Origin of the sequence: Tessaracoccus lapidicaptus, assembly GCF_001693815.1 — a bacterium.
Classification (GTDB): domain Bacteria; phylum Actinomycetota; class Actinomycetes; order Propionibacteriales; family Propionibacteriaceae; genus Arachnia; species Arachnia lapidicapta.
Window position 1 is genome coordinate 151,414 of sequence record NZ_MBQD01000024.1, and the last position, 25,098, is coordinate 176,511.

The following is a 25,098-nucleotide window of genomic DNA, read 5'->3' on the forward strand; positions in this document are numbered from 1 at the left end:
ATGCCGCTGACCCTGACCGTGGACCGCACCCGTTGGCAGACCCACCTGCGGGGTCTCCTGGAGGATGTGCCGGGGCTCGTCCCCGTCGCGAAGGGCAACGGCTACGGGTTCGGGCTGCGGATGCTGGCCACCGAGACGGCGCGGCTGGGGCTGCGGACGCTGGCGGTCGGTGTCGCGCAGGAGGTCGCCGCGGTGCGCGCCGGGGGTTTCGCGGGCGACGTCGTCGTCCTCAATCCCTGGCGGCCCTTCGACGACGCCGCCACCGCCCTGCTCGACGACTCCCGCATCATCACGACCGTCTCGCGTGCGGAGGATCTCCGCGCCGTGGCGGCTTCGCATGCCCACGCACGCGTCATCGTCGAGATCGAGACGTCCATGCACCGTCATGGCCTCCGGCCCGACGAGCTGTCGGAGCGCGACCTGGCCGACCTCACGTTCGAGGGATGGGCTGTGCATCTGCCCGCGTCGGGTTCGTTGGAAGAGGCCAAGCGGCTCGCATCGGCCGCGCTGGCGGTCAAGCGTGCCCCTGTCTGGGTGTCCCACCTGAGCGTCAGCGACTACCGCGCGCTGCGCACCGCGCTGGGGGTGCGCACGCACATGCGGATCGGCACGCGGCTGTGGCTCGGCGAGAAGCGGGCCTACACCACGACCGCCACGGTGCTCGACCTGCACCGGGTGCGATCCGGGGAGCGGCTGGGCTACCACCAGGTCAAGGCGCCGCGGGACGGGTGGATCGTCGTCGTGTCCGGCGGCACCGCCCACGGGGTGGCGATGGCCGCGCCGACGCCGCAGCGCTCGCTGCGCCAACGAGGCGTGACGGTCGCGCAAGGGGTGCTGGATGCCTTGGGACGTTCGCTGTCGCCGTTCGCGATCGGCGGCAGGAAGCGCGCGTTCGCCGAGCCGCCGCACATGCACTCGTCGATGGTGTTCGTCGCCGGTGCCGACGCGGGGGTGCGGATCGGCGACGAGGTTCCCGTGACAGCACGCATGACGACGGTGACCGCCGACGAGGTGCGGATGGTCTAGGTGGCCGCGCGGATGTCCCGCAGGGCCAGCGACAGGAGCCAGGTGTCGACGGCGGTGCGCACGATGATCGCGCCCCAGTACACGCCGTACGGCCCGTACTGGGCCAGCGTCAGGCTGCCGGCCAACCACCCCCAGATCGCCAGGTAGTAGCCCACGTGGGCCACGGTCGCCGCGATCAACTCCGGGCGGAACGGCCGCGCCACAAGAACCGCGAGCAGCACCCAGAGCGACGACTGCGGCGGGAACGACGGGCCGACGACGACGGCCGCCAACACCACGACGGCGATGAGCGACGCGTCGTGGGGCCGCCGTCGCGTCACGTACAGGTACGCGATCCCGGCGAGCAGGAACACCGCCAGCATGACGAACGCCAGCGACCCCGCGTGCCGGACCGGCTTGCCCAGCAGCTCCAGCAGGTACCAGAGGGAGCCGTAGCCGCGCTCCTTGTGCACCTCGCCGTGGTAGAACGCGAAGACCGCGCCGGGACTGGTCACGAGCAGCGGGGCGTGGACCACGGACCACGTGACCAGCGCGGGCACGCCCACGCGGGCGGCGGCGGGCCATGCGCCGCGCAGCCACGCGCCGACGGTGACCGCCAGCGCGATCCCGATCGGCATCGTGCCGGCCGAGGCGGCCAGCCCGAGGATGATGCCCGCCTCCATGGCCCGTCCCCGCGACAGCAGCGCCAGCGCCGCGGACGTCAGCGCCACCGGCAGGAGGTCCCAGCTGACGAGGCCTGAGGCGGCCACGATGGGCGACGCGGCCACCAGCATCGCGACCCACGAGGGCCGGCCGGGGGATCTGCGCCCCCAGCGGGCGGACGTGACGATCCACACGAGGAAGCAGAGGTAGAGCGCGACCGTGACCGCGCCCACCGCGACGACGCTGGCGTCGAGTTGCTGCTGGTCGGTCGCCGTGGGGCCGACGGGGATCCCCACGAGCCGCGCAACGGCCATCCCCGCGAGGAGCAGGACGCCGACCAACGGCGCGACCGCCAGCGTCGACCCGTCGAATGGGGAGGCCCCAACGGGCAGCGCTAGCCCACGCACCATGGTCTGGACGTCTGAGTAGCAGAGCCGGGCGTAGGCGTTGATGTCGACGCCGACCTCGGTCTGGACGCACGGGGTGTGCCGCAGGAACAGCACCAGGAACGACGCCGTCCCGACCGCAACGGCCCACGGCAGCGCGTCGAACCAGATCCCCCGCGGACGCGCGTGACGCCCCATGGGCCCGCCGAGGCCAGGGACCAGCGCGTTCGTCACGCGGTCACTCTAGCCGCGACGACGGCAACCGCCGGGCGGCTGCTACGCGGTGGGGCTAGGGCTGGGGCCGAGGTCGGGCGCCTTGGGCGGAGGAAGCTTGTCACCGGGATCGGACCCTGGTCCGGCCCCCGCCGCGGGCGTCTCCGACGTCGTGGGCTCGGGAGAGGGCGCCGGTTCCTGGCCCTGACCCTGGCCGTTGCCCGGCTTGGACGGCTCCTCGGACGGCGTCGGCTCCTCAGAGGGCGTCGGCTCCTCGGACGGGGTCGGCTCCTCGGAGGGCGTCGGCTCCTCGCTGGGCTCCTCGCTCGGAGACTCGGACGGTGAGGGCGTCGGGGACGCGCTGCGGGTGCGGCTCGGCGACGGCGACGCGCTGACCGAGCCCTTCGTGGCCTTGATCTCCTGCGGGCGGTCGAACTCCTCGACCGGCATGCCTTCCGTTGCCTGGGCCATGAAGTCGACCCAGGTCATGAGCGGATAGCTCGACCCGAAGAACGTCCGGTCCTGGGGGCGCTTGTAGTCGTCCAGGTCCTCGTTGCCGGAGTCGCCCGCCACGTACATGACGGCCGTGGAGATCTGCCGGGTGTACCCGACGAACCAGGCGGACGTGATGTCGTCGTCGACGCCGTTGGTGCCGGTCTTGCCGGCGACGGGGCGGCCGAGCTCGGCGGCGCGGCGGCCCGTGCCCTCCTGCACCACGGACGTCAGGGCGTCGGTGACGTTCGCGGCGACGTTGCGCTCGATGGTCTGCTCGGGGGTCGCCTCGGCCTCGTACAGCACCTGCCCGTTACGGTCCTCGACCCGGGCCACCATATGCGTGGTGTGGCGCTGTCCGCCGTTGGCGAGGGTCGCGTACGCGTTGGCCATGTTCAGCGGGCTCACCTCGGCGGCGCCGAGCGCGATGCGGTTGTTGGCGTCCCAGCCGCGGCTACGGGGCGCGCCCGCGTCGTTGGCGGCCTTGATGACCTCGTTGGGCCCGTCGGGGATCTGCTCGGTCATGTCGACGAACGCGGTGTTGATCGACTCGGCGGTCGCCTGCCGCAGCGTCACGGGTCCGTACTCCCACCCGAACTCGTTGCGGACGGTCTTGGTGTCGCCACGTGGGGTGAAGGTGTCGCCGTTGAACAGCGAGTTCAGCGAGAATCCGTTGCGCAGGCCCGCGATGGTGGCGAACGTCTTGAACGTCGAAGCCGCCGGCCGGTCGGTCGTGGCCCAGTTGCGGGAGCTCGAGACGTAGTCGCGGCCGCCGTACATGGCCAGCACCGCGCCGCTGCCCGTGTCGACGGAGGCGATGGCGGCGTGCAGCTGAGCCGCGTCGGGCGAGCCGTCGGCGTCCGCGGCGGCCTGGGCGGTGTACTTCTGCGCGGTCGCGATGGCGGCGGTCTGCATGGTCTTGTCGAGCGTGGTCACGACCTTGAGGCCGCCGCCCTGGATCTCGGCCTCCGTGAAGCCCTGCGCGATCAGTTCGTCCTCGACCGACTTGATGAGGAAGCCCTTCGGGCCGCCATAGCGGTCGTTGACCGGAACCTCGGGGAACTCCGGCAGCTGCGCGGAGGCGCGGGTGTGCTCAGCGTCCGTGATCACGCCCATCTCGAGCATGCCGTCGAGCACGTAGCGGTAGCGACCCAGGAGCCGCTCCACCTTCTCGGGGCCGCCCGACGGGTTGAACCCGGCCGGGTTGTTGAGGATGGCGGCGAGGGCGGCCGCCTCGTCGACGGTGAGGTCCTTGGCGTCCTTGAGGAAGTAGGACTTCGCGGCGGCCTGGATGCCGTACGCGCCGCGGCCGAAGTAGATGGTGTTGAGGTAGCCCTCGAGGATCTCCTCCTTGGGCATCTCGCGGCCGATCTTGATGGCGAGGAAGAGCTCCTTGACCTTGCGCGACAGGCGCTGCCCGGAGTCGAGGTAGAGGATCTTGATGTACTGCTGCGTGATGGTGGAGCCACCCTGCAGCTCGCCGCCCGTCGCGATCGACACGGCGCTGCGCGCGATGCCGGAGATCGAGAAGCCGGGGTCCTCCCAGAACGACCGGTTCTCCGCCGCGATGACGGCGTCCTTCATCACCTGAGGCATGTCGGCGAAGTCGAGCGTCACGCGGTTCTGCACGGCGAGCGACCCCAGCTGGTTGCGCCCGTCGTTGTAGTAGAGAAACGTGGTGTTGGTCTGGAAGTCCGCGTTGGGGTCTGGCAGGTCCGTCGACGAATAGAGATAGGCGAAGGCACCGAGCCCGGAGAGGCCGAGGATGATGAACGTCACGAGCGCGCCGATGCCGATGCGCTTCCAGATCCGCGACTTCTTCCCCGCCGCCCGCTTCGCCTTCGTCCTAGCCATGCACGTCCTCTACGGTCTCGTGGGTGACGAGCCGCGGCTGCAGCTCGTCCGAACCATCCCGCGCCGGGACGGGCGCGGATCCCCTCCAGCGTAAGCGGCGCCGCCACGCTGGCCAAAGACGGCCGCGCTCAGTAGGGGTTGAACATGACGTGGATGATCACGTACACCCATGCCCCGACGACTCCGGCGCCCACCTGCAGACCCACCCACGTCGGCCGGCGCCGGTCGCCGCGACGCAGCGGCCAGCACGCCCCCGGCGATGCCGGTGACGGTGTCGACCATGTATAGCCCCTGCGAGTCGAACTCGCCGGCGGCGGCCTGGGCCTCCATGAGTCGCTTGACCATGGGTCCTCCGACCACGAGTAGTACCGACAACGCAAACCTCACGGCCCCCCGAGGCGGCGTTTCGCCAGGTCAGACGCCGGGACGTGCCCCCGGAACGCCCGGGAGGATGGGTCCGCGCACCCCCTCGGCCGCCAACGCCCGCAGGGCACGGGCCCGGGCCTCGCGCATGGGTCCCCACTGCTGGTCCGGGCCGGTCTTGAGCAGGATCTTCAGCACCATGGTGCCCTCGCTCATGGAGTCGACGCCCAGAACGGTGGGGTTCTCCAACAACACCTCGGACCACTCGGGCTCCTCCGCCATGGTCCCGACGGCGGCCCGCAGCACGGACTGTACGCGCTCCGGGTCCTCGTCGATGGCGACTGGGACCTCGACGATCGCCGTCGAGTAGCCCTGGGAGACGTTGCCGAGCGTGAGGATCTCGCCGTTGCGGACGTACCAGACCGTCCCGGAGGGGTCGCGCAGCTTCGTGACGCGCAGCGTCACCTCCTGCACCGTCCCCTTGAGGTCGCCGACGTGGATGAGGTCACCGACGCCGAATTGGTCCTCGGCCAACATGAAGATGCCGGAGAGGTAGTCCTTGACCAGGGACTGCGCCCCGAAACCGAGCGCGACCCCGCCGACGCCGGCCGACGCGATGAGCGGGCCCATGGGGACCCCGAATGTCGCGAGGATCGTGAGCACGACCACGAGGATGAGCACGACGTCGACGACGTTGCGCAGCAACGATCCCAGCGTCTCGACGCGCTGCCGGTGCCGCTCGGCGCTGAGGCCTCCCGCGCGGGCGAGGATCGAGCGGGCCTTGGCACCCAGGTCGCCGTTGCGGTCCCGCCCGCGCTCGACCAGTGCGGCCACGGAGCGGCGGATCACGTGCCGCAGCACCAGGCGCGTCAGCAACGCGACCACGATGACGATGACGCTCAGCAGCAGCTTCTCCCAGATGTCAGCCATAGCGCCCATGATGGCGCACGACGGCGACGACGTAGACTTCTCGCTTGTGCCGAGCCTGACCCATACGCAGACCAACGCGATGCATGAACTGCTGCGCATCGCGCCGGTGATCGACGACCTCGGCCGGCTCTTCCGCGACGCCGGCCACGAGCTCTACCTGGTGGGGGGTTCTGTCCGCGACGCGCTCCTCGGGAGCCTGGGCCACGATCTCGACTTCACGACCTCGGCCAGCCCGGACCAGACGCACGACCTGCTGCGCCGGTTCACGCCGTCGACGTGGGACATCGGGCGCGACTTCGGCACCATCGGCGCCCTCAAGCGCGCCGAGGACCAGGAGTGGCAGATCGAGATCACCACGTTCCGGGCCGACATCTATCGCAGCGAGTCACGCAAGCCGGAGGTCGCCTTCGGCGACACGATCGACGGCGACCTCGTGCGCCGCGACTTCACCGTCAACGCCATGGCCGTCGACGTCACCACCCGCACCTTCGTCGACCCCTACGGGGGCCTCGGCGACCTGGCCGACGGCATCCTGCGCACCCCGTCCACCCCGGAGCACTCGTTCTCGGACGACCCGCTGCGGATGATGCGCGCGGCGCGCTTCGCCTCGCGGCTCGGCTTCCAGGTGGCGCCCGAGGTGGTGCGCGCCATGACGGAGATGGCCGAGCGCATCCAGATCGTGTCCGCGGAACGGATCCAGGCGGAGTTGTCGGGCCTGCTACTCACGGACTCGCCGCGAGTGGGGCTGGACCTGCTGGTGAGCACGGGCATCGCGGACCTGATCCTGCCTGAGCTGCCGGCTCTGCAGCTGGAGCTCGACGAACACGCCCGCCACAAGGACGTCTACCAGCACACGCTGACGGTGCTGGACCAGGCGATCGAGTTGGAGAAGGCCCGGGGACACGCGCCAGACCTCGTCAACCGGCTCGCGGCGCTGCTGCACGACATCGGCAAGCCCGCCACCCGGCGCTTCGAGGGCCCGAAGGTGACGTTCCACCACCACGACATCGTGGGCGCGAAGCTGGCCACCAAGCGGCTCAAAGCCCTCAACTTCCCCACGCAGGTGGTCAAGTCGGTGGCGAAGCTCATCGAGCTGCACCTGCGGTTCCACGGCTACTCCGAGGGCGCCTGGACCGACTCCGCGGTGCGCCGCTACGTGCGCGACGCCGGCGACGAGCTGGAGCGCCTCCACATGCTGACCCGCGCGGACTGCACGACCCGCAACCGGCAGCGCGCCACCCGGCTGCGCCGCGCCTACGAGGAGTTGGAGTGGCGCATCGACGAGCTCGCCTCGCAGGAGGAGCTGGCCGCGCTGCGCCCGCACCTCGACGGCACCGAGATCATGGCTGTGCTGGGCATCGGTCCCGGGCGGGTCGTGGGCGAGGCGTACGCCTTCCTGCTGGAGCACCGGACCGAGCACGGCCCGGTCGCGCACGACGAGGCGGTCGAGCTGCTGCGCCGGTGGTGGGCCGATCGCGGCGAGCGGTGACGGCCGCCGCCGCGGCGGCGGCATCTACGATGGGACGGTGATGGTCGGTCGGTGGGTGCGCGCGCTGCTCGTCGCGACCCTCCTCGCAGTGACCGGGCTGGCCCTGCCGCGACCCGCCGCCGCGGCGGGCGACCTCCTCGAGGTGGAGCTCACCGCCGTGTCGACCCCCACCCTGAACCTGTCGGACCCGACACAGGTCGTGGAGCTTTCCGGGACGCTCACCAACGTCTCCACCGAACCCATCCGCTACGTCAACGTGCACTTCTGGCGGCTGAGCACCGCCCTCACGACGCCGGCTCAGCTCGACGCGGCCGTCGCGGAGGTCCCGCTCGGGGCCCGTCTGGTCGACGAGGCCGCGGGGAACCTGCACATCCTCACCCGCGAGGACGAGTTCGCGCCCGGGCAGCGGGCGGACTTCCAGGTCCGCGCCACCGTCGCGCAGCTCACCACCGGCCAGTACGCCTTCCCGCGTGACGAGGCGGCCTACCTCCTCGGCGTGCAGGTCCGTGGGATCCCCGCCTCCGGCGGGAACCAGGTCGTCGGGGAGGACCAGGTCGTCGTGGCCGCGACGACGACGCAGCCCGAGGTCAGCACCGTCGTGGAGCTCACCGCGCCGCCGTCGTGGCTTCCCACCGGCGAATTCCTCGACGACTCCCTCACCGACGAGCTCTCCGGCCGGCTCGACACGCTGCTGACCAGCGCTGAGCGCGACGGCGTGGTGGCGGCCGTGGACCCGGCGCTTCTCGAGGCGGTGACCCGGATGGCCGACGAGCACGTAGTCGCCGGCGTCGGCCGGTCCGGCAGCGGGGTCGCGCTGCGCTGGGCGGACCGCGTCGCGGCGCTGGCCGCCGCGGACCGGCTGTGGCGGCTCCCCTACGGCGACCCGGACCTGGTCCGCGCGCGGGCCACGGAGCGCCTCGAGCAGGTGTGGGCGGCCGCCGACACCGCGACCCCTGCGCCCTGGCGCGACCTGCCGCTCGCGGCGATCGTCGGTGCAGGTGCCGACGCAGGGCTGATCGCCGCCCTGACGGGGGCGGACACCGTCGTGGTCGTCGGCGCCGACGGCGCCACGGCCGGCTCGCCGGCGGTGCTGGGCGCCGGATCCTCCGCCACGGTGGCCGCGCTGCCCGAGGGGGTCCGAGCCGGCCGCATGGTGGCCGACGCCCTCGTGGCGGACGCCCCGCCCCTGCGGCTGGTCACCACGGAGGCGGAAGCGGCCCTCGACGCCGCCGCCGACGACGCCCTGCGACGCATCCGGCCCGCGGCCCCCGAGGACTCGACGATCACCTGGCCCGCCGCGGCCGCCACCGAGCCGTGGCCGGCCCTCGCGGAGGCGCTCGACGAAGCGGGCGACACCGCGGAGTTCCGGCGCGAACTCATGGGGGCCGAGGAGCCCGCCGACCTGACCCGCCTGACCGCCCTGTCCTTCTCGTCGGGGTTCCGGGCCGAGGCCGACGCCGTCACCTACGTCGCCGCCACCACCCCCGCCCGCGTGGACGCCTCCCGCATCACCCTGAAGGCGGCGCAGTCCTTCGTCATGGGATCGCGCACCAACACGTTCCCGGCCACCGTCACCAACGGGCTCGGCATCCCGATCCAGGTGCGGATCGAGTTCGCCTCCGACGCGCCGCAGCGCATCCGCGTCCCCGCCGTGGGGCCGGTCACCGTCGCGCCCGGCGAGTCGGCCACCGTCGACATCACTCCGGAGGCCTCCGCGAACGGCGTCACGATCGTGCGCGCCCAGTTGACCACGATCGACGGCACTCCCCTTGGGGCGCCGGTGCCGATCGAGATCACGGCCACCGACTTCGGGCGCGTCGGCTGGATCATCATCGTCGTATCGGGTGCAGTGGTGGTCGGGGGCACCGCCCTGCGCATCCGAGCCGTGCAGCGCGAACGGGCCTTGAAGGAGAACCGTGAGTCAAGTCAGTAGCACCAAGAAGCTGGTCGGCGCGGGCGCCATCATGGCGTCGGGAACGATGATCTCGCGCGTCCTCGGCGTCATCCGCGTGATGCTCATCGCGTTCATCCTCGGCAACGGCACGCGCCAGGCCGACATGCTGGGCCTGGCCACCATGGTGCCCAACTCGCTCTACATCCTGTTCGCCGGCGGCGCCCTCAACACCGTGCTGGTGCCGCAGATCGTCCGCGCCATCAAGAACGACGACGACGGCGGCGAGGCGTACACCAACCGCATCATGACGGCCTTCATGCTGATCGTCACGGCCGTCGCGGTCGTGGTGACCATCGCCGCGCCGGTGGTGACCGCCATCTACACCTCCGAGGAGTGGCGCCAGCCCGGGCTGTCGGCGCAGTACGCGTCGATGATCGCGCTGACGTACCTGACCCTCCCGCAGATCTTTTTCTACGGGGCGTTCTTCCTGCTGGGCCAGGTGCTCAACGCGCGTGACAAGTTCGGTCCCATGATGTGGGCGCCCATCGCCAACAACGTGATCTCGATCATCGTGCTCGGGCTGTACTTCGTCGTCTGGGGCAACGGCCAGGACCACGGCGGCGCGTTCACCACTCCCCAGGTGCTGGTCCTCGGCCTGGGCTCCACCCTCGGGATCGCGGCCCAGACGCTCGTCATGCTGCCGTACGTCCGGCGGGTCGGCTTCCGGATCCGCCCGCGCTTCGATCTCAAGGGCACCGGGCTCGGCCACACGTTCGCGCTCACCAAGTGGACCATGGGGTTCGTCGCGGTCAACCAGGTGTCGCTCATGGTCGTCAACCGCCTGGCCACCTCCGCCACCGCGGGCGGCCACGGCGCCGGCGTCACGGTGTACGCCAACGCCCATCTGCTGTGGATCCTCCCGCACTCCCTCATCACGGTGTCCCTCGCCACAGCGATGCTGCCCAACGCCTCCCGGCTGGCCGCGCAGGGCGACCTCGACGGCGTCGCGGCGGAGTTCACCAAGACGGTGCGGCTGGCGCTGGTGGCGATCGTGCCCGCGACCGTCGCCTTCATCGCGCTCGCGCAGCCCATGGCGGGACTGCTGTTCGGCCACGGCACCGGCGCCGAGGATGCGGGCTGGATCGCGTGGGCCCTCATGGCCTTCGCGCTCGGGCTCATCCCGTTCACGCTGCAGTTCGTGTGCCTGCGCACCTTCTACGCCCTGGAGGACACCCGCACGCCGTTCTTCCTGCAGATCGTCATCGCCGGCCTGAACATCGTGGGCGCGATCGCGCTGGTGTGGGCGGTCGGGTCCGACGAGTGGATCGCCGCGGCACTGGCGCTGGCCTACTCGCTGGCCTACCTCATCGGGGTCGGCGTGACCTGGCGCACGCTGCACTCCAGGGTGCCGGGACTCGACGGCCGAGCCCTGGCCCTGCACCTGGTGCGGCTGCTGCTGGGGGCCGCCATCGGTGGCGCCGCGGCGTACGCGGCGGCCCGGTGGCTGACCGACGTCATCGAGCAGCGGATCCTCGGGCAGATCGCCGCCATAGCGGCGGGCGGGCTGCTGATCCTCGGCGGTTTCCTGCTGGTGGGCAAGCTCCTGCACGTCAAGGAGTTGGCCAGCCTGTCGGAGCTCGTGGGGAGCCGGTTCGGGCGGCGGAGGCCGGTCACGGAACCGGCCGACGACGCCGTCGTGGCAGTGCCGCGCGGCTCGTCGCACCCGTCGGACGACTACCCGACAGACGTCCTTCCCGCAGTCCGCGCCGACATGATCGACTCCTTCGACACCGGCCCGGCCACCGTGGTGCGCAACCGCCCCCTGGTGGGCGACCACCGGTTCCCCGGCCCCAGCGCGGCGGAGCCCGACCCCTGGGCGGATGCCCCCGACGCGTGGACCCGCGAGCCCGACGCGTGGGACGAGGAGCCGGATGACGCCGTCGCCGGCGGATCACCGGCGGAGGCTGAGGCGCCGATGGGCGCGGACCCGGTGGATCTGCCCCCGGTCGCGGCCGGGCTCGCCGACGAGCCGACGGGCGCGCTGGACCTGCCCGGGCTGTTCCGCGAGGAGCCGGCCGTGGGCGCCGTCGAGGCGGGCACGCTGCTCAGCACCCGCTACGAGCTGGTGGAGGCGCTGGGTGACAGCGCGGGCTCCGGCACGTGGCGCGCCCACGACCAGGTGCTCTCCCGGGACGTGGTGGTCCACGTCGTGGCCCCCGGCGACCCGCGCATCCCCGACCTGATGCTCGCCGCGCGCAAGGGCGCGGTGGCCACGGACTCCCGTTTCCTCCGCGTCCTGGACGCTGATGAGGTAATCGACCCCGACATGGGGGTGGGTGCCTTCGTCGTGCGCGAGTACGCGCCCGGCCGCTCCCTCACCGAGCTGCTGGCCGCGGGGCCGCTCAGCGCCCTGGAGGCCGCCCACATCGTGCGCGAGCTCGCTGACGCGCTGGTCGCCGTGCACGCCCAGGGGCTGTTCCACGAGCGGATCTCGCCCGACGCCGTCATCATCACGACGGCAGGGGCGGTGCGGCTCGGGGGCTTCGGCGTCGACGCCGCCCTCACCCGGGGCGACGGGCCGGAGTCGGCATGGTCGACGCGGGAGCGCTCGGACGTCGTGGGGCTCGCCGCGCTGCTGTACGCGTCCCTCGTGCGCCGCTGGCCCGGGGGCGCGGCGTTCGGCATGCCGCCCGCCCCCATCGTCGCGGGGGAGACGGCGCCGCCCCACCAGGTGCAGGCCGGGATCTCGCCGGCACTGGACCGGATCTGCACCGCAGCCCTGACCCAGCGCGGGTCCGCGGGGGATCCGCGGATCACGTCGGTGGCGCAGCTCGCCGACGCGCTGTCCGCCGTGCTCGGCACCGCCAACGCGTCGCCGGACCTTGAGGAACGGGTCCGAGCCCTGGATGCCGCCGACCCGGGCACCGCCACCGCCCCCCGCGCGGCCGCCGCCACGGCCATCTGGACGCCGGTGCGCGAGCAGCGTATCGCCGAGGTGCCGCCCGCAGCCCCGGCGGCCGGGGCGGGACTGCCGGTCGACGATGCCGCTGCCCGGCGCGCGGCGGCCGCCCCCACCACGGCGGACGGGGACGAGGACCAGGGCCGTACCCGGCGCGGTCTTATCGCGTTGCTGGCGCTCCTGGCCCTGATCGCCGTCGCCTCGCTCATCGCCCTGTGGACCGGCGGCGGCGACCCCGGCACGAGCCCGACGTCGTCGCAGTCGGCGAGCGGCTCCCCCACGGAGGGGTCGACGGCCTCCGGCTCGCCCAGCGCGGCGGCGCCCACGATCACGTCGGTCACGGACTTCGATCCCGAGGCCGACGGCGGCAACGCCGAGGAGAACCCGGACCGGGTGGCCAACGTCATCGACGGCGACCCCGAGACCACCTGGGTAACCATGCGGTACCTGCGCCGCCCGGACATGGGCGGGCTGAAGCCGGGCGTCGGCCTGGTGCTGGACCTGGGTGAGGCGCGGACCGTGACGTCGGCGACCGTCTCGCTGGTCGGGGGTCCGACCGCCGTCGAACTGCGGGTGCCCGCCGGCTCCGAGCCGTCCACACGGACGGAGCAGGACTGGACCGTCGTCGGGTCCGACGACGGAGCCAGCGGGGCGGCGACCATCGCGCTGGAGGCGCCCACGGACACGCGCTACCTCATGGTGTACGTGACGAACCTGCCGGAGGTCGAAGGCGGCTACCGCGCCGAGATCGCCGAGATCACGCTGCAGTAGCGGCCGCCGCGCTCACCCGCCCAGCACCTCGCCGAGGTCGTAACTCACGGGCTCATCGAGCTGGGCATACGTACACGACTTCGGCTCCCGGTCGTCGCGCCAGCGCACGAACTGCGCGGTGTGCCGGAACCGGTCGCCCTCCATGTGGTCGTAGCGCACCTCGACGACCCGCTCGGGCCGCAGCGGCGTGAACGACAGGTCCTTCTTCGCGTTCCAGCGCGAGTGTGCGGCCGCCGTCGGCGTCCGGGGGAACGACTGGTCGCGGTTGTCCGGCGACGTCTCCTCCGGCTGCGCCCAGGCCCACGGATGGTCCTCGAACGTCGTGACCAGGGGCTGCAGCTCGGCGAACAGCTCGCGCCTGCGCTCCATCGGGAAGGCCCCGATGACGCCCACGGAGTTGAGGACACCGTCGTCGGTGTAGAGCCCGAGGAGCAGGGAGCCGATGGCGTCGGACTCGCCGCGGTAGAGCCGGTAGCCCGCCACCACACAGTCCGCGGTCCGCTCGTGCTTGTACTTGCTCATCACGCGCTTGTCCTCGACGTACGGCTCGCCGAGCGGCTTGGCGACGATCCCGTCCAGCCCGGCGCCCTCGAACTGCTCGAACCACTGCTCCGCGACGGCGGGATCGAGCGTCGCGCGCGTGAGGTGGATGGGCGCCTCGGCGTCGGCCAGGGCCTTTTCCAGTGCCGCGCGGCGCTCCCGGAAGGGCCGCTCGACGAAGTTCTCCTGCCCGAGCGCCAGCAGGTCGAACGCGACGAAACTCGCGGGCGTGGCCTCGCTGAGCTTCTTGATCCGCGACGCGGCTGGGTGGATGCGCTGCTGGAGGAGGTCGAAGTTGAGCCGGTCTCCCGTGGTGGGATCGACGAGGATGATCTCGCCGTCGATGACCGAGTGGTCGGGGAAGTTGTCGACGACGGCGCGGACGATCTCGGGGAAGTAGCGGGTCATGGGGCGCGAGTTGCGCGACCCGATCTCCACCTCGTCGCCGGACCGCCAGATGATGGAGCGGAACCCGTCCCACTTCGGCTCGTAGAGGAAGTCGCCGGTGGGCAGCTTCTTGACCGCCTTCGCCAGCATGGGGCCGTAGGGCGGCGCGATGGCGGTGCCCCACTCGGCGTCGCGTTCGGCCTTCGGCGCCAGGTAGTCGTCGTCGGCGCGATCGGAGCGGCGCTTGCTGGGCGGCACGCGCGGCGGTTCGCCGGGCATCTTGGGATAGTCGGGCGGGAAGTTCAGCTCCCCCAGCCCGCGCTCCAGGTCCGCCTCCCACAGGGCGAGCGCGCCGGCGACGTCGCCCGGCTCGTCGTCGATGTCGCTCCACGGGCACGGCCTGCGCCGCAGCAACGCGGGGACGGTCCGGAGGGTGAGGTCGCGGGGGTGGGCGTCGGGCAGCTCGTCCCAGGACAGCGGCGTCGACACGGGCGCCCCGGGCAGCGGGCGGGGCGAGTAGGCCGCGGCGATGGTGCGGTCGCGGTTGGCCTGGTTGAAGTCGACGAAGACCCGCTCGCCGCGCTCCTCCTTCCACCACGACGTCGTGACCAGCTCAGGCATGCGGCGCTCCAGCTCCCGCGCGATCCCGATGACGCCGTGCCGGACGTCCTGGAACTCGTGCGTCGGCCGGATGCGGGCGTAGACGTGGACACCCCGGTTTCCGGAGGTCTTGGCGTAGGCCGTGAGGCCCGCCTCCGCCATGACGTCGCGGAGGGCGAGCGCGGCGGTGACGGCGTCGTGGAAGTCGCGGCCGGGCTGCGGGTCCAGGTCGATGCGCAGCTCGTCGGGGTTGTCGAGCTCGGGCGTGCGCACCGGCCACGGGTGGAAGGTCAGCGTGCCCATCTGCGCGGCCCAGACGAGGTCCGCCGGCTCGTCGAAGACCAGCTGCTCGTGTCGTCGGCGGGACGGATAGGTGCACATCACGCGACGCAGATGGTCCGGAGCGCCCTGGGGCGGGCGCTTGGAGAAGAACTCCTCGCCGTCGATGCCCTCCGGGAACCGCTGCAGGGTCATGGGGCGGTCGCCGTTGAGGTGGAGGAACTGGTCGGCCACCGTGAGGAGGTAGTCGGCGAGGTCGCGCTTGGTGACGGGGGCGCCGTCGGCCATCCCGGCGCCGGGCCACAGTTCCTTGTCGGGCGACGTCATGCGCACCTCGTGCTCGCCTGCCCGGATGACTACGTGCTCCGCCATGGGCCCAGGCTAGTCGCGGACCCGCCGACGCCGGGCCGCTCCCGCAACACCGGCCCCCGTCGTCGCTCCGCCGCCGCCCCGCCGCCCCGCCGGCCGCCACGCGGCGCCGCCGCGGCCGCCCCCCGCTGTGCCGCCGCCGCCCCCACCAGCACGACACGCCGTCGAACTCCGCCCTCGACGCCGTACGCGCGCCCCGGCGGTGAGTAGGCCTGCTATTCGTGCTGCGGGTTGCGGGATCGACGCCTCCGGCGTCGGCTTCGAGACTCGCCCGGGTGCTCCGCACCGGGCGCGACCTCAGCGAACGGACCAGGCACGACACGCCGTCGAACTCCGCCCTCGACGCCGCAGGCAAGCCCCGGTGGGGCGTAGGCCTGCTATTCGTGCTGTGGGGTGCGGGATCGACGCCTCCGGCGTCGGCTTCGAGACTCGCCCGGGTGCTCCGCACCGGGCGCGACCTCAGCGAACGGACCAGGCACGACCCCCGCCACCGTCGCGCGGCCACCTACACCAGCACGACACGCCGTCGAACTCCGCCCTCGACGCCGTACGCAAGCCCCAGCGGTGAGTGAGCCTGCTATTCGTGCTGAGGGTTGCGGGATCGACGCCTCCGGCGTCGGCTTCGAGACTCGCCCGGGTGCTCCGCACCGGGCGCGACCTCAGCGAACGGACCAGGCACGACCTCAGCGAACGGAAAGGGCGCGACCTCAGCGAACGGAAAGGGCGCGACCTCAGCGAACGGAGAGGCCGCGACCTCAGCGGACGGGGCGGGCGCGACCTCAGCGAACGGGCCGGGCGCGACTTCAGCTAACCAGCGGGCTGAACTCAGCGAACGCACCGACGCGAAAGGGCGCCGGTCTCCCGGCGCCCCTCCGTGTGGCAACGTCAGTTGCGGATCACTCCTTGACGTCCTCGTCGACCCAGTCGAAGGTCCGCGTGACGGCCTTCTTCCAGTTGCGGAACAGGCGATCCCGCTCGGTCTCGTCGACCTTGGGCGTCCAGCGCTTGTCCTCGGCCCAGTTGTCGATGACGTCCTGCTCGCCCTGCCAGTACCCGGTGGCGATGCCGGCCGCGTAGGCCGCACCCAGAGCCGTGGTCTCCGCGACGACGGGGCGAACCACGTCGACGCCGAGCTGATCGGCCTGGAACTGCATCAGGGTCTCATTGGCGGTCATGCCGCCGTCGACCTTGAGCTCGGCGAGCTTCACGCCCGAGTCCGCCTCCATGGCTTCCAGCACCTCACGCGTCTGGTAGGCGGTGGCCTCCAGGACGGCGCGGGCGATGTGGCCGCGGTTGACGTAGCGGGTCAGACCGACGAGCGCGCCGCGGGCGTCGGACTTCCAGTACGGAGCGAACAGGCCCGAGAACGCGGGCACGAAGTACGCGCCGCCGTTGTCCTCGACCGTGGCCGCCAGTTCCTCGACCTCGGGGGCCGAGCTGATCATCTTCAAGTTGTCGCGGAGCCACTGCACCAGCGAGCCGGTGACCGCGATCGAGCCCTCAAGGGCGTAGATGGCGGGCTTGTCGCCGATCTTGTAGCACACGGTGGTGAGCAGGCCGTTCTTCGACGGAACGATCTCCTCGCCGGTGTTGAGCAGCATGAAGTTGCCGGTGCCGTACGTGTTCTTCGCCATGCCGGGCTCGAAGCAGGCCTGGCCGAAGGTGGCCGCCTGCTGGTCGCCCAGGATGCCCGCGATCGGGACGTCGGGCAGCATGCCGCTCGAGCGGCCCACGCCGTAGACCTCGGCGGAGCTCTTGATCTCGGGGAGCATCGACATGGGGATGGTCATGTCGGCCGCGATGTCGGCGTCCCAATCGAGGGTCTTGAGGTCCATGAGCATGGTGCGGGAGGCGTTGGTGACATCGGTCACGTGCACGCCGCCGTCGACGCCGCCGGTCATGTTCCACAGCACCCAGGTGTCCATGGTGCCCATGACGAGGTCGCCGGCCTCGGCGCGCTCGCGGGCGCCCTCGACGTTGTCGAGGATCCACTTGACCTTCGGGCCACAGAAGTAGGTGGCCAGGGGCAGACCGACGCGGTCCTTGTACTTGTCCTGGTCACCGCCGCCGAGCTCGTCGACGATCTTCGCGGTGCGGGTGTCCTGCCAGACGATGGCGTTGTAGACGGGCTCGCCGGTCTTCTTGTCCCACACGACGGTGGTCTCGCGCTGGTTGGTGATGCCCACGGCAGCGATCTGCTGGTGGTTTATCGAGGCGCCGCTGAGGGCCTCGGCGACGACGGCGCGGACGTTGTCCCACACCTCGACGGGGTTGTGCTCCACCCAGCCGGCCCGCGGGAAGATCTGCTCGTGCTCCTTCTGGCCCACGGAGACGATCTTGCCGCTGTGGTCGAAGATGATGGCGCGGGAGCTCGTGGTCCCCTGGTCGATTGCGAGAACGTACTTGTCAGCCATTACTTACTCAAATCCTTTCGAGAATCAGACTGCGGGGAGGAGGACGCCGGCCAGCAGACCGGCGAGGACGCCACCGATGATGGGGCCGACGACCGGAACCCAGGAGTAGCCCCAGTCCGAGCTGCCCTTGCCCTTGATGGGGAGGATGGCGTGCACGATGCGCGGGCCGAGGTCACGCGTCGGGTTGATGGCGTAGCCGGTGGGGCCACCGAGGCTCGCGCCGATGCCGACGATGAGGACCGCGACACCGAAGGCGCCGAGCCAGCCGAGGTTGGCCGGGTCGGTGCCGCCGGCACCGGTGAAGTTGCCAGCGCCCAGGATCACGAACACGAGGACGAAGGTGGCGATGGCTTCAGTGACGACGTTCATCGCGTAGTTGCGGATGCCGGGGCCGGTGGAGAACACCGCGAGCTTGAGGGCCGGATCCGGCTCCTCGTCGAAGTGGTCCTTGTACGCCAGCCAGCAGAGGACGGCACCGATCATGGCACCGACGAGTTCGGCGGCCAGGTAGACGACGGTGGACGCGGCCGTGACCTCAACACCGGCTGCGTAGGTGTCGGACCCCGAGGCGAGGAGGCCGAGCGTGACGGCGGGGTTCAGGTGACCGCCGGACTTGTACGAGACCAGGACGCCGGCGAAAACCGCGATACCCCAGCCCCAGTTGATGAAGAGGAATCCCTGACCGTTGCCCTTGGTCTTGGTGAGGATCGCGTTGGCGACCACACCTCCACCGAGCAGCAGCAGCATCGCTGATCCCACGACTTCCGAGAGGAAGACAACACCCAAGGAGGTTTCCATCCCTCACTCCGTTCCTGACAGCCTTGTCAGATCGGCGTCATCTGTGACGCATGACTCTTGACGACCCGTTGGCCGCCAGCCCTAGCCAACTCCGGGTTGCACGTCGGTGCAACCTGCATGCACGATCGTGCAACCCGGGGTTGGATGCGTGCACTTCGAACCGGGTCTCGCCCGAAGCCCACTGTCCGGGCTCACTTCCGTTAACCTCAGACGGTGGATACCGTCGCCGCGCGGCGACGGAACTGCTCTGCCGTGAGCCGGCGTCGCGCGGACACCGCGAGCACGGACGCGCCGAGCGTGACGACCGCCATCAGCACGGCGGTCGCGGCCAGCCCGATCTCACCGGAGCCGCCCCCCAGCCAGGCCCGAACCAGCAGCACACCGTTATGCAGGGGCGAGACGAACGTCACGGGCGCGAGCCACGACACGGCCGACGACAGCCCGAGCGCCACCGTCACGACGAGCAGCAGCACGGAGATCGCCCGGCCCGCGTGGCCGAACCAGCCGGCGAGGGCGTGGTTGGCGAATACGAACGACGCACCCATGACGGTCAGCAGCGCGGCCAGCGCGAGCGTGGTCACGAACCCGGCCTCCAGGACCACGCCCCCGACGAGCCCGAGCACGACGCCCTGGGCCGCGACCACCGCGAGCGGCAGCCACATGGTGCGGGCCCACAGCACGACGCTCGGCGCCCGCGACGACACCACGTCCCGCGGCACCGGCCGGGCCACGACCCACGCACCCAGCGCCCCGAGCCACAGCGCGGAGACCAGGAGCAGCGTCACGGCGGGGACGCGGGAGGACTGGACGAGGTCGTCGGCGCGGTCCACGGGGGACGCGGCGACGGTGGCCAGCCGTTCGCGGTCCGCGGCCGAGTAGCTGGGCACCTGCTCCGCGCCCTTGGCGAGCTCGGTGGCGAAGGTGTCGACGCCGTCGTCGAGCTGCGCCGCGCCGTCGGCGAGCTGGGCGAGGCCGTCCGCGAGCTGCGCCGTGCCGTCCGACGCGGACGCGACACCCTCGGTGTACTGCGTGACGCCGGCGGCGAACGTCGCGGCGCCGGTCTCCAGCTGTCCGACGCCGTCGCTCAGTTGGCCGGCCCCGGTGGCGAGCTCCGAGGCGCCGTCGGCGAGCTGGTCCGCGCCGTCGCTGAGCTGGGCCACACCGGCGGGGAGGGAGCCGATCTCCTCGTCGAGCTGCTGGATGCCCGCGTTGAGCTGGGTCGCGCCCGACGAGATGGCCGGGGCGTTGTCGACGATGGGCTGGGCCTCGGTGGCGAGGGTGTCCGCCCCGTCGCGCAGCTGGGTGAGCCCGGCCTTGAGCGTGCCGAGCTGGGCCTCCGTCTGGGCGGGGAGCTCCGTCACGAGCTGGTCGACCCCGTCGGACAGCTGCCCGGCCCCCACGGCCAGCGCCTCGGCACCCTGGACCAACGACAGTCCCGTGGTGGGGTCGGGGGTGTTGAGCGCGGCGGAGGCCGCCCCGGTCCCGGCCTGGAAGCCGGCGCCCACGCCCGCCGCCGCGCCGGCGGCGAAGGTCTGCGCGAGCATCTCGCACGTCGCCGGATCGGCGACCGGGCACTCGAATCCGGCCGCGATCTGGCCCGAGATGGCGGTGACCTGCGCGGGGGCCGGCACGGCGCCCGAGGCGAAGCCCTGCATGGCCGCGTCGACCTGCCCGATGCCGCCCGACACACCCTCCGCGCCCGCCGCGACACCGGCCGCGCCGTCGGCCAGCTCCTGCAGCTGCGAGAAGTCCTGCGGCTGGTCCAGGCCTGCGACCACCCGATCGAGGCCGTCGCGCAGCTGCGCCACGCCGCCGATGGCCTGCGCTGCGCCGTCGGCGAACTGCGGCAGGCCGCCCAGCAATCGGTCCGCGCCGTCGGCCAGCTGTCCGACCCCGTCGACGAGTTCCGGCGTCTGGGCCGCGAACTGGTCGACGCCGTCGGCGTACTGCCGCATGCCGGACGCGAGCTGGCCGGCGCCGTCGGCGAGCTGCGCCGCGCCGTCGCCCAGCTCCCCGACCCCGAGGACGAGCTGGTCCCCGCCGTCGGCGAGGCGCGGCCCGTTGTCGGCAAGCAGCGTCATGCCGTCGGCGAGCTGGTTGGCCCCCTGCGACGCCTCGAGGGTGCCGTCGGCGAGCTGGCCCGACCCGTCCGCGAGCTGGCGCGCGCCGTCGACGATGGTGGTGAACTGTTCGCCCACGGTGTTGAAGCCGACGTAGATGCCGTCAAGGTAGCCCTCGGTGAGCGTGTCGTTGATGGTCTCGGTGGCGAGGCGGGCCACCTGTTGCGCCAGCTGGGCGTCGGTCACGGGAGCGTTGTCGCTCACCTCGACGTCGATGGTGGCCTGCTGCGCCTGCGCGGCGTCGTTGGCGGAGAAGGAGGTCGCGGCGGCGGAGAAGCCCTCCGGGATGGTCACGACGGCGGCGAACTCCCCCGAGCGAAGCCCCGCGGCGGCGCCGGGGACGTCGGCGAGGGTCCAGGACACGTTCTCGCCGTCGCGTTCGAGCATGGCGGCGGCGAGCTGGCGGCCCATGGGGATGAGCTGCCCGTCCACCGTGACGGCCTCGTCGAGGTTGACGACCGCGGCGTCGATCCGCTCGGCGTCCGGCCGGGTGAGGCCGATGAGCGCCGCCACCGTGAGGAGGGGGATGAGCGCCAGGGCGATGATCGCCGGCCAGGTGACGCGGCGTCCGGACTGGGTTTCGGGGGTCATGCCCTGGTCTCCTCGTGGGCGGCCGACGGCGCCGCGAAGACGCCGTCGAGCTGGTGGTCGGTGAGGTGGTCCTCGACGGCGGCGCAGAGGACGACGGCGCCGTCGGCGCGGACGCGGTCCATGAGCGAGTCGAGCGCGGCGTGCGCCTCGGGGGAGGTGATGAGATCGACCGAGTCGATGAAGACGACCTTGCCCGGGCGCATGGCGGCCAGCGCCCGCGCCGGGTCGTCGACGTGGGCGAGGTCGAGGTAGCTGACGCGGCGCCGGGCCGCCCCCGCGGCCTCGGGCAGCAGGGCTCCGGCGACTCGGGCGCGCCCCCCAGTGGTCTCGAGCCGCCCGCTCAGCGCGAGCGCGGCGCCCGTGCGGGCCCCGGTGGGGCCCACCATGCCGATGACGTTGCCCGGCACGAGCCGCAGGTCGAGCGGTCCGACGACGCCGGCGACGGCGAGTTGGTCGGCGAACAGGACGGACCCGTCGCCGGGCCAGTCCTTGAGGGCCATCTCGGTGCTGAGCACCTCCCCCTCGACGTCGAACGTGGGAAGGATGCGGTCCAGCCAGGCCGGCAGCCACCAGGCCTTCTCGCCCAGCAGCGTCAACACGGCGGGGACCAGCGTCATCCGGACGAGGAAGGCGTCCACCGCGACCCCGACCGCGAGTGCGAACGCGATGGCCTTGATGGCACCCATCCCCTCGGGGACGAAGAACGCGAAGACGGCGATCATGATGACGGCGGCCGCCATGACGACGGGCCCGGAGGCGACGAAGCCGCCCCGGATGGCCTCGAGCGGACTCTTGCCGTGCACGTACTCCTCGCGCATGCGGCTGACGAGGAAGACCTCGTAGTCCATCGCGAGACCGAACAGGATGCCCATGAGCAGGATCGGCAGGAAGGAGATCACGGGCATGGGCCGCTCGAGGTTCACGACCTCCTTGGCGACGCCGAAGTTGAACACGAGAGCGGTGGCGCCGAACGCGGCGCCGACGCTGAGCAGGTAGCCAACGGTCGCCTTGATGGGGACCCAGACCGACCGGAAGACGGCCGCGAGCAGCACCAGGGACAGCCCCACCACGAGCACGCCGAACGGCAGCAGGGCCGCGGTGAGCTTCTCGCTGATGTCGATCTGGACCGCGGTGAGGCCCGTGACGTCGGTTTCGACGCCGTACTCGGCGAGCCAGTGGTCCTGGCGCTCCATCAGCGCCCGGACGAGGTCGGCGGTGGCCGGATCGTCGGGGCCGGACTCGGGGACGACCTGGATGAGGCCGGTGTCGGCGTTCTGGTTGGGCGTGGCGAGCGGGACCTGGGCGACGCCGTCGATGCCCTCGATGTCGTCCTTGAGGCTGGCCATCAGCCCGAGGGGGTCGGTGGAGCCGATGATGTCGGCGGTGACGATGAGCGGGCCGTTGACGCCGGGCCCGAAGTGCTCGCTCAGCAGGTCGTAGGCGATGCGGGCGGGCTGATCCGGGCGCTGCTGGCCGGCGTTCGGCAGCGACACCTGCAGCCCCAGGACCGGCAGGGTCAGCGCCACCAGGGCGGCCACCACCGTGACGATCGTGGCGACGGGGTGCGTGGTCGTCACGCCGACCCACCAGGCGAACAGCCCGGTACGCCCGGGACGCTTCGCCGCGCCGGCGGCACGAGGCTTGGGCCGCATCCGCTCCCCCAGCAGGCCCATGAGCGCGGGCAGGAAGGTGAGCGCGATGACCACCGCGACCGCCACCGTGACGGCGGCGAAGATGCCCATGACGGTGAGGAACGGGATGTTGGCCACCCCGAGCCCGAGCAGCGCGATGAACACCGTGAGCCCGGCGAACACCACGGCCGATCCCGAGGTCCCGACGGCGCGGCCCGCCGACTCCTCGGGGTCCAGCCCGTCGCGGAGCTGGTCGCGGTGCCGCGACAGGATGAACAGCGCGTAGTCGATGCCGACCGCGAGGCCGAGCATGACCGACAGCAGCGGCGTGGTGGAGTTGATGTCGAAGATGCGCGTGAGCAGCAGCATGAGCGCCATCGCGATGCCGACACCCGTCACGGCGGTCAGCAGCGGCAGGCCAGCGGCGATGAGCGAGCCGAGCACCACGGCCAGCACCACGAGCGCGATGATGAGGCCGATGCCCTCGATGATGCTGAGGTGCGGCAGTTCGATGTTGTACGCCTCACCGCCCATGCTCACCTGCGTGCCCGCGGGCATGGCGGCCTCGAGGTCCTCGGCGACGTCGGTGATGGGCGCGAGCTGCTCCTCCGTCGGTGCCTCGCCCCCGAAGTCGAGGCTGAGCTGGATGATGGCGGCCCGGCCCGAGTCCGAGATCAGCCCGTCGACGTACTCGTTCCACGGCGACGTCGCGGCCTCCACCATCGGCAGGTCGTCGAAGTCGGCGACGGCGGCCTCGATCTGCTCGCGGGACTCGGCCACCTGCTGCCCCTCGGGGGCCACCACGACGGCGAGCGCGGACAGCGCCGCGCCCTGCGGGAACGTCATGCGCAGCTTGTCGAGCGCCTCCTGGGACCGCGACGACGGGATCTCGAAGGCGTTGTTGAACGACCCCATCCACAGGCCGGCGGAGACCCCGAGCAGCGCCAGCAGCGACAGCCACAGCGCGATGACGGTGAGGCGCCGCCGGTAACACCAGCGGCCGACGGCATACAGCCAAGCAGACATCCAGGGGGCCCGATCCGTAGAGTGAGGGGAAGCGCGTTACGCTTCAGGATACAACTATGCATCGGACGTCCCGAACCGCATGAATCGGCGCTGATCGGAGGACCATGTCGGAACCCACGCGACGCCGCGAGGACACCCGGCGACGGCTGGTGCAGGCCGCGATCGAGGAGTTCAGCCGGCGCGGGATCGACGCCACCAGCGTCGAGCACCTGTGCCAGGCGGCCGGGTTCACGCGGGGGGCGTTCTACTCCAACTTCGCGACCAAGGACGACCTGTGCGTCGAGATCATGCGCCACGTCGCGGAGGACCAGGTGGAGCTCTACGGCTCGGCGCTGGCCGACCTGCCGCGGGAGATGACCACCGACGAGATCGTGGTCGGCATCCTCAGCGTCAACCGCACCAGCCCGGACCTGCTGCGCACCCTCATGGAGATTGAGCTGCGCGCGTACCGCGACCCGGAGTTCCGGGCCCGCATCGAGGAGGTCCGCGGCGACGTGTGGCCGCGCTACGTCGAGCTCGTCGAACGCGCCGCGGACCGGGCGGGCCTCGAATTCCTCATCGACACGGAGGAACTGCTGCTCATCTTCGAGGCGATCTGGCACTTCCCCCGGACGGCGGCCAGCGACCAGCCGGACCTGCGCAACCACCTCATCGGGACAGCGGCCCGGCACCTCACCAGGAAGAAGGCGTCGTGAGCACCACCGTCAGCCGGCTCGTCACGGCCGGGAACTTCGATCCCGTCGGCCCGCCCGTCCACGAGAACAACGTGTGGATCGTGGGCGACGACAAGCACGTCGTCGTCATCGACCCCGCGCACGACGCCGACGCCGTCGCGTTCGCCGTCGAGGACCGCATCGTCACCGCGATCCTGCTCACCCACGGCCACTGGGACCATGTCCGGGCGGCGCTGGCGGTGGCCGCCGAGCTCGGCGCGCAGGTGCACCTCAACCCTGCCGACCTGTTCCTCTGGCGCGAGGAGCACGGCGACGCCGAGTTCGAGCCGCTCCTCGACGGGGACGTGTTCCGCGCCGGCGGGGTCGTCCTCGAGGCGCGGCACACGCCCGGCCACACCCCCGGGTCGACGTCGCTCGTCGCCGAGGACCTGGGGTGCGTGTTCACCGGAGACACCCTCTTCCAGGGCGGCCCCGGGGCCACGCGCTGGCACTACTCGGACTTCGGCACGATCATCGAGTCGATCGAGTCGCGGCTCTTCACCCTCCCCGACGCCACCACCGTCCACACCGGGCACGGCCCCTCCACCACCATCGGCGCCGAGCGGCCGCACCTGGCCGAGTGGATCCGCCGCGGCTGGTGACCCCTCGCT

Annotated in this window: 14 protein-coding genes; 6 read left to right on the plus strand and 8 right to left on the minus strand. The window is 71.7% G+C overall.

Going from position 1 to position 25,098, the window contains the following annotated elements; genetic code table 11:
* Positions 1–1,026, plus strand: a complete 1,026-nt coding sequence (locus tag BCR15_RS11540) for an alanine racemase (protein ID WP_068752354.1) — start codon at positions 1–3, stop codon at positions 1,024–1,026.
* On the opposite strand, the gene BCR15_RS11545 is transcribed toward BCR15_RS11540, so the two are convergent.
* The 3 genes from BCR15_RS11545 to BCR15_RS11555 all read right to left on the minus strand — a co-directional run bounded on the left by BCR15_RS11545 (position 1,023) and on the right by BCR15_RS11555 (position 5,906).
* A complete protein-coding gene (locus BCR15_RS11545) occupies positions 1,023–2,288 on the minus strand; it encodes a glycosyltransferase 87 family protein (RefSeq protein WP_068752355.1) in 1,266 nt (421 codons plus the stop codon). The two genes, BCR15_RS11540 and BCR15_RS11545, sit on opposite strands and share 4 nt — an antisense overlap.
* Positions 2,289–2,330: 42 nt before the next feature.
* Entirely contained in the window at positions 2,331–4,613 is a 2,283-nt protein-coding gene (locus BCR15_RS11550) for a transglycosylase domain-containing protein (protein WP_083196603.1), read from the minus strand.
* Positions 4,614–5,027: 414 nt separating this feature from the next.
* Complete coding sequence (locus BCR15_RS11555) at positions 5,028–5,906, minus strand: mechanosensitive ion channel family protein (protein WP_218058958.1); 879 nt, start codon at positions 5,904–5,906, stop codon at positions 5,028–5,030.
* Here BCR15_RS11555 and BCR15_RS11560 point away from each other — a divergent pair.
* Genes BCR15_RS11560 through murJ form a run of 3 tightly spaced genes read left to right on the plus strand, consistent with a single transcriptional unit; the run spans position 5,896 to position 13,019 of the window.
* Positions 5,896–7,395, plus strand: a complete 1,500-nt coding sequence (locus BCR15_RS11560; protein WP_068752415.1) for a CCA tRNA nucleotidyltransferase — start codon at positions 5,896–5,898, stop codon at positions 7,393–7,395. The genes BCR15_RS11555 and BCR15_RS11560 overlap by 11 nt on opposite strands.
* A 40-nt stretch (positions 7,396–7,435) precedes the next feature.
* Positions 7,436–9,328, plus strand: a complete 1,893-nt coding sequence (locus BCR15_RS11565; protein WP_068752358.1) for a DUF6049 family protein — start codon at positions 7,436–7,438, stop codon at positions 9,326–9,328.
* Complete coding sequence (gene murJ, locus BCR15_RS11570; RefSeq protein ID WP_068752359.1) at positions 9,312–13,019, plus strand: murein biosynthesis integral membrane protein MurJ; 3,708 nt, start codon at positions 9,312–9,314, stop codon at positions 13,017–13,019. Before BCR15_RS11565 ends, murJ begins: the two co-directional genes overlap by 17 nt.
* Positions 13,020–13,031: 12 nt before the next feature.
* Here the strand turns inward: murJ and BCR15_RS15495 are convergent, their stop codons facing one another.
* The 5 genes from BCR15_RS15495 to BCR15_RS11595 all read right to left on the minus strand — a co-directional run bounded on the left by BCR15_RS15495 (position 13,032) and on the right by BCR15_RS11595 (position 23,774).
* Entirely contained in the window at positions 13,032–15,197 is a 2,166-nt protein-coding gene (locus BCR15_RS15495) for an ATP-dependent DNA ligase (protein ID WP_083196604.1), read from the minus strand.
* An 893-nt stretch (positions 15,198–16,090) separates the two neighbouring features.
* The gene (glpK, locus tag BCR15_RS11580; protein WP_068752360.1) at positions 16,091–17,608 is read right to left on the minus strand and encodes a glycerol kinase GlpK; all 1,518 of its coding nucleotides are present in this window, start codon (positions 17,606–17,608) and stop codon (positions 16,091–16,093) included.
* Positions 17,609–17,632: 24 nt separating this feature from the next.
* Positions 17,633–18,406, minus strand: coding sequence for an MIP/aquaporin family protein (locus BCR15_RS11585; RefSeq protein WP_078919828.1), 774 nt, complete (start codon positions 18,404–18,406; stop codon positions 17,633–17,635).
* A 206-nt stretch (positions 18,407–18,612) separates the two neighbouring features.
* Positions 18,613–21,117, minus strand: a complete 2,505-nt coding sequence (locus BCR15_RS11590; RefSeq protein ID WP_068752362.1) for a YhgE/Pip domain-containing protein — start codon at positions 21,115–21,117, stop codon at positions 18,613–18,615.
* Positions 21,114–23,774, minus strand: a complete 2,661-nt coding sequence (locus BCR15_RS11595) for an MMPL family transporter (protein ID WP_068752363.1) — start codon at positions 23,772–23,774, stop codon at positions 21,114–21,116. The genes BCR15_RS11590 and BCR15_RS11595 overlap by 4 nt, the downstream gene beginning before the upstream one ends.
* 104 nt (positions 23,775–23,878) lie before the next feature.
* Here BCR15_RS11595 and BCR15_RS11600 point away from each other — a divergent pair, with 104 nt between their 5' ends.
* Together BCR15_RS11600 and BCR15_RS11605 are read left to right on the plus strand one after the other, a co-directional pair.
* Positions 23,879–24,469: a TetR/AcrR family transcriptional regulator gene (locus tag BCR15_RS11600; RefSeq protein ID WP_068752364.1), complete on the plus strand. Its 591-nt coding sequence runs from the start codon at positions 23,879–23,881 to the stop codon at positions 24,467–24,469.
* A complete protein-coding gene (locus tag BCR15_RS11605) occupies positions 24,466–25,089 on the plus strand; it encodes an MBL fold metallo-hydrolase (protein ID WP_068752365.1) in 624 nt (207 codons plus the stop codon). Before BCR15_RS11600 ends, BCR15_RS11605 begins: the two co-directional genes overlap by 4 nt.
* Positions 25,090–25,098: the final 9 nt, after the last annotated feature.

Excerpts from the sequence above, each read along its gene's own strand:
- BCR15_RS11600 (WP_068752364.1), top strand. The coding sequence starts at position 23,879 with ATGTCGGAACCCACGCGACGCCGCGAGGACACCCGGCGACGGCTGGTG.
- BCR15_RS11550 (WP_083196603.1), bottom strand. The coding sequence starts at position 4,613 with ATGGCTAGGACGAAGGCGAAGCGGGCGGCGGGGAAGAAGTCGCGGATC.
- BCR15_RS11540 (WP_068752354.1), top strand. The coding sequence starts at position 1 with ATGCCGCTGACCCTGACCGTGGACCGCACCCGTTGGCAGACCCACCTG.
- BCR15_RS15495 (WP_083196604.1), bottom strand. The coding sequence starts at position 15,197 with ATGGCGGAGCACGTAGTCATCCGGGCAGGCGAGCACGAGGTGCGCATG.
- BCR15_RS11560 (WP_068752415.1), top strand. The coding sequence starts at position 5,896 with ATGTCAGCCATAGCGCCCATGATGGCGCACGACGGCGACGACGTAGAC.
- BCR15_RS11590 (WP_068752362.1), bottom strand. The coding sequence starts at position 21,117 with ATGACCCCCGAAACCCAGTCCGGACGCCGCGTCACCTGGCCGGCGATC.
- BCR15_RS11585 (WP_078919828.1), bottom strand. The coding sequence starts at position 18,406 with ATGGAAACCTCCTTGGGTGTTGTCTTCCTCTCGGAAGTCGTGGGATCA.
- BCR15_RS11565 (WP_068752358.1), top strand. The coding sequence starts at position 7,436 with ATGGTCGGTCGGTGGGTGCGCGCGCTGCTCGTCGCGACCCTCCTCGCA.
- BCR15_RS11595 (WP_068752363.1), bottom strand. The coding sequence starts at position 23,774 with ATGTCTGCTTGGCTGTATGCCGTCGGCCGCTGGTGTTACCGGCGGCGC.
- BCR15_RS11555 (WP_218058958.1), bottom strand. The coding sequence starts at position 5,906 with ATGGCTGACATCTGGGAGAAGCTGCTGCTGAGCGTCATCGTCATCGTG.
- glpK (WP_068752360.1), bottom strand. The coding sequence starts at position 17,608 with ATGGCTGACAAGTACGTTCTCGCAATCGACCAGGGGACCACGAGCTCC.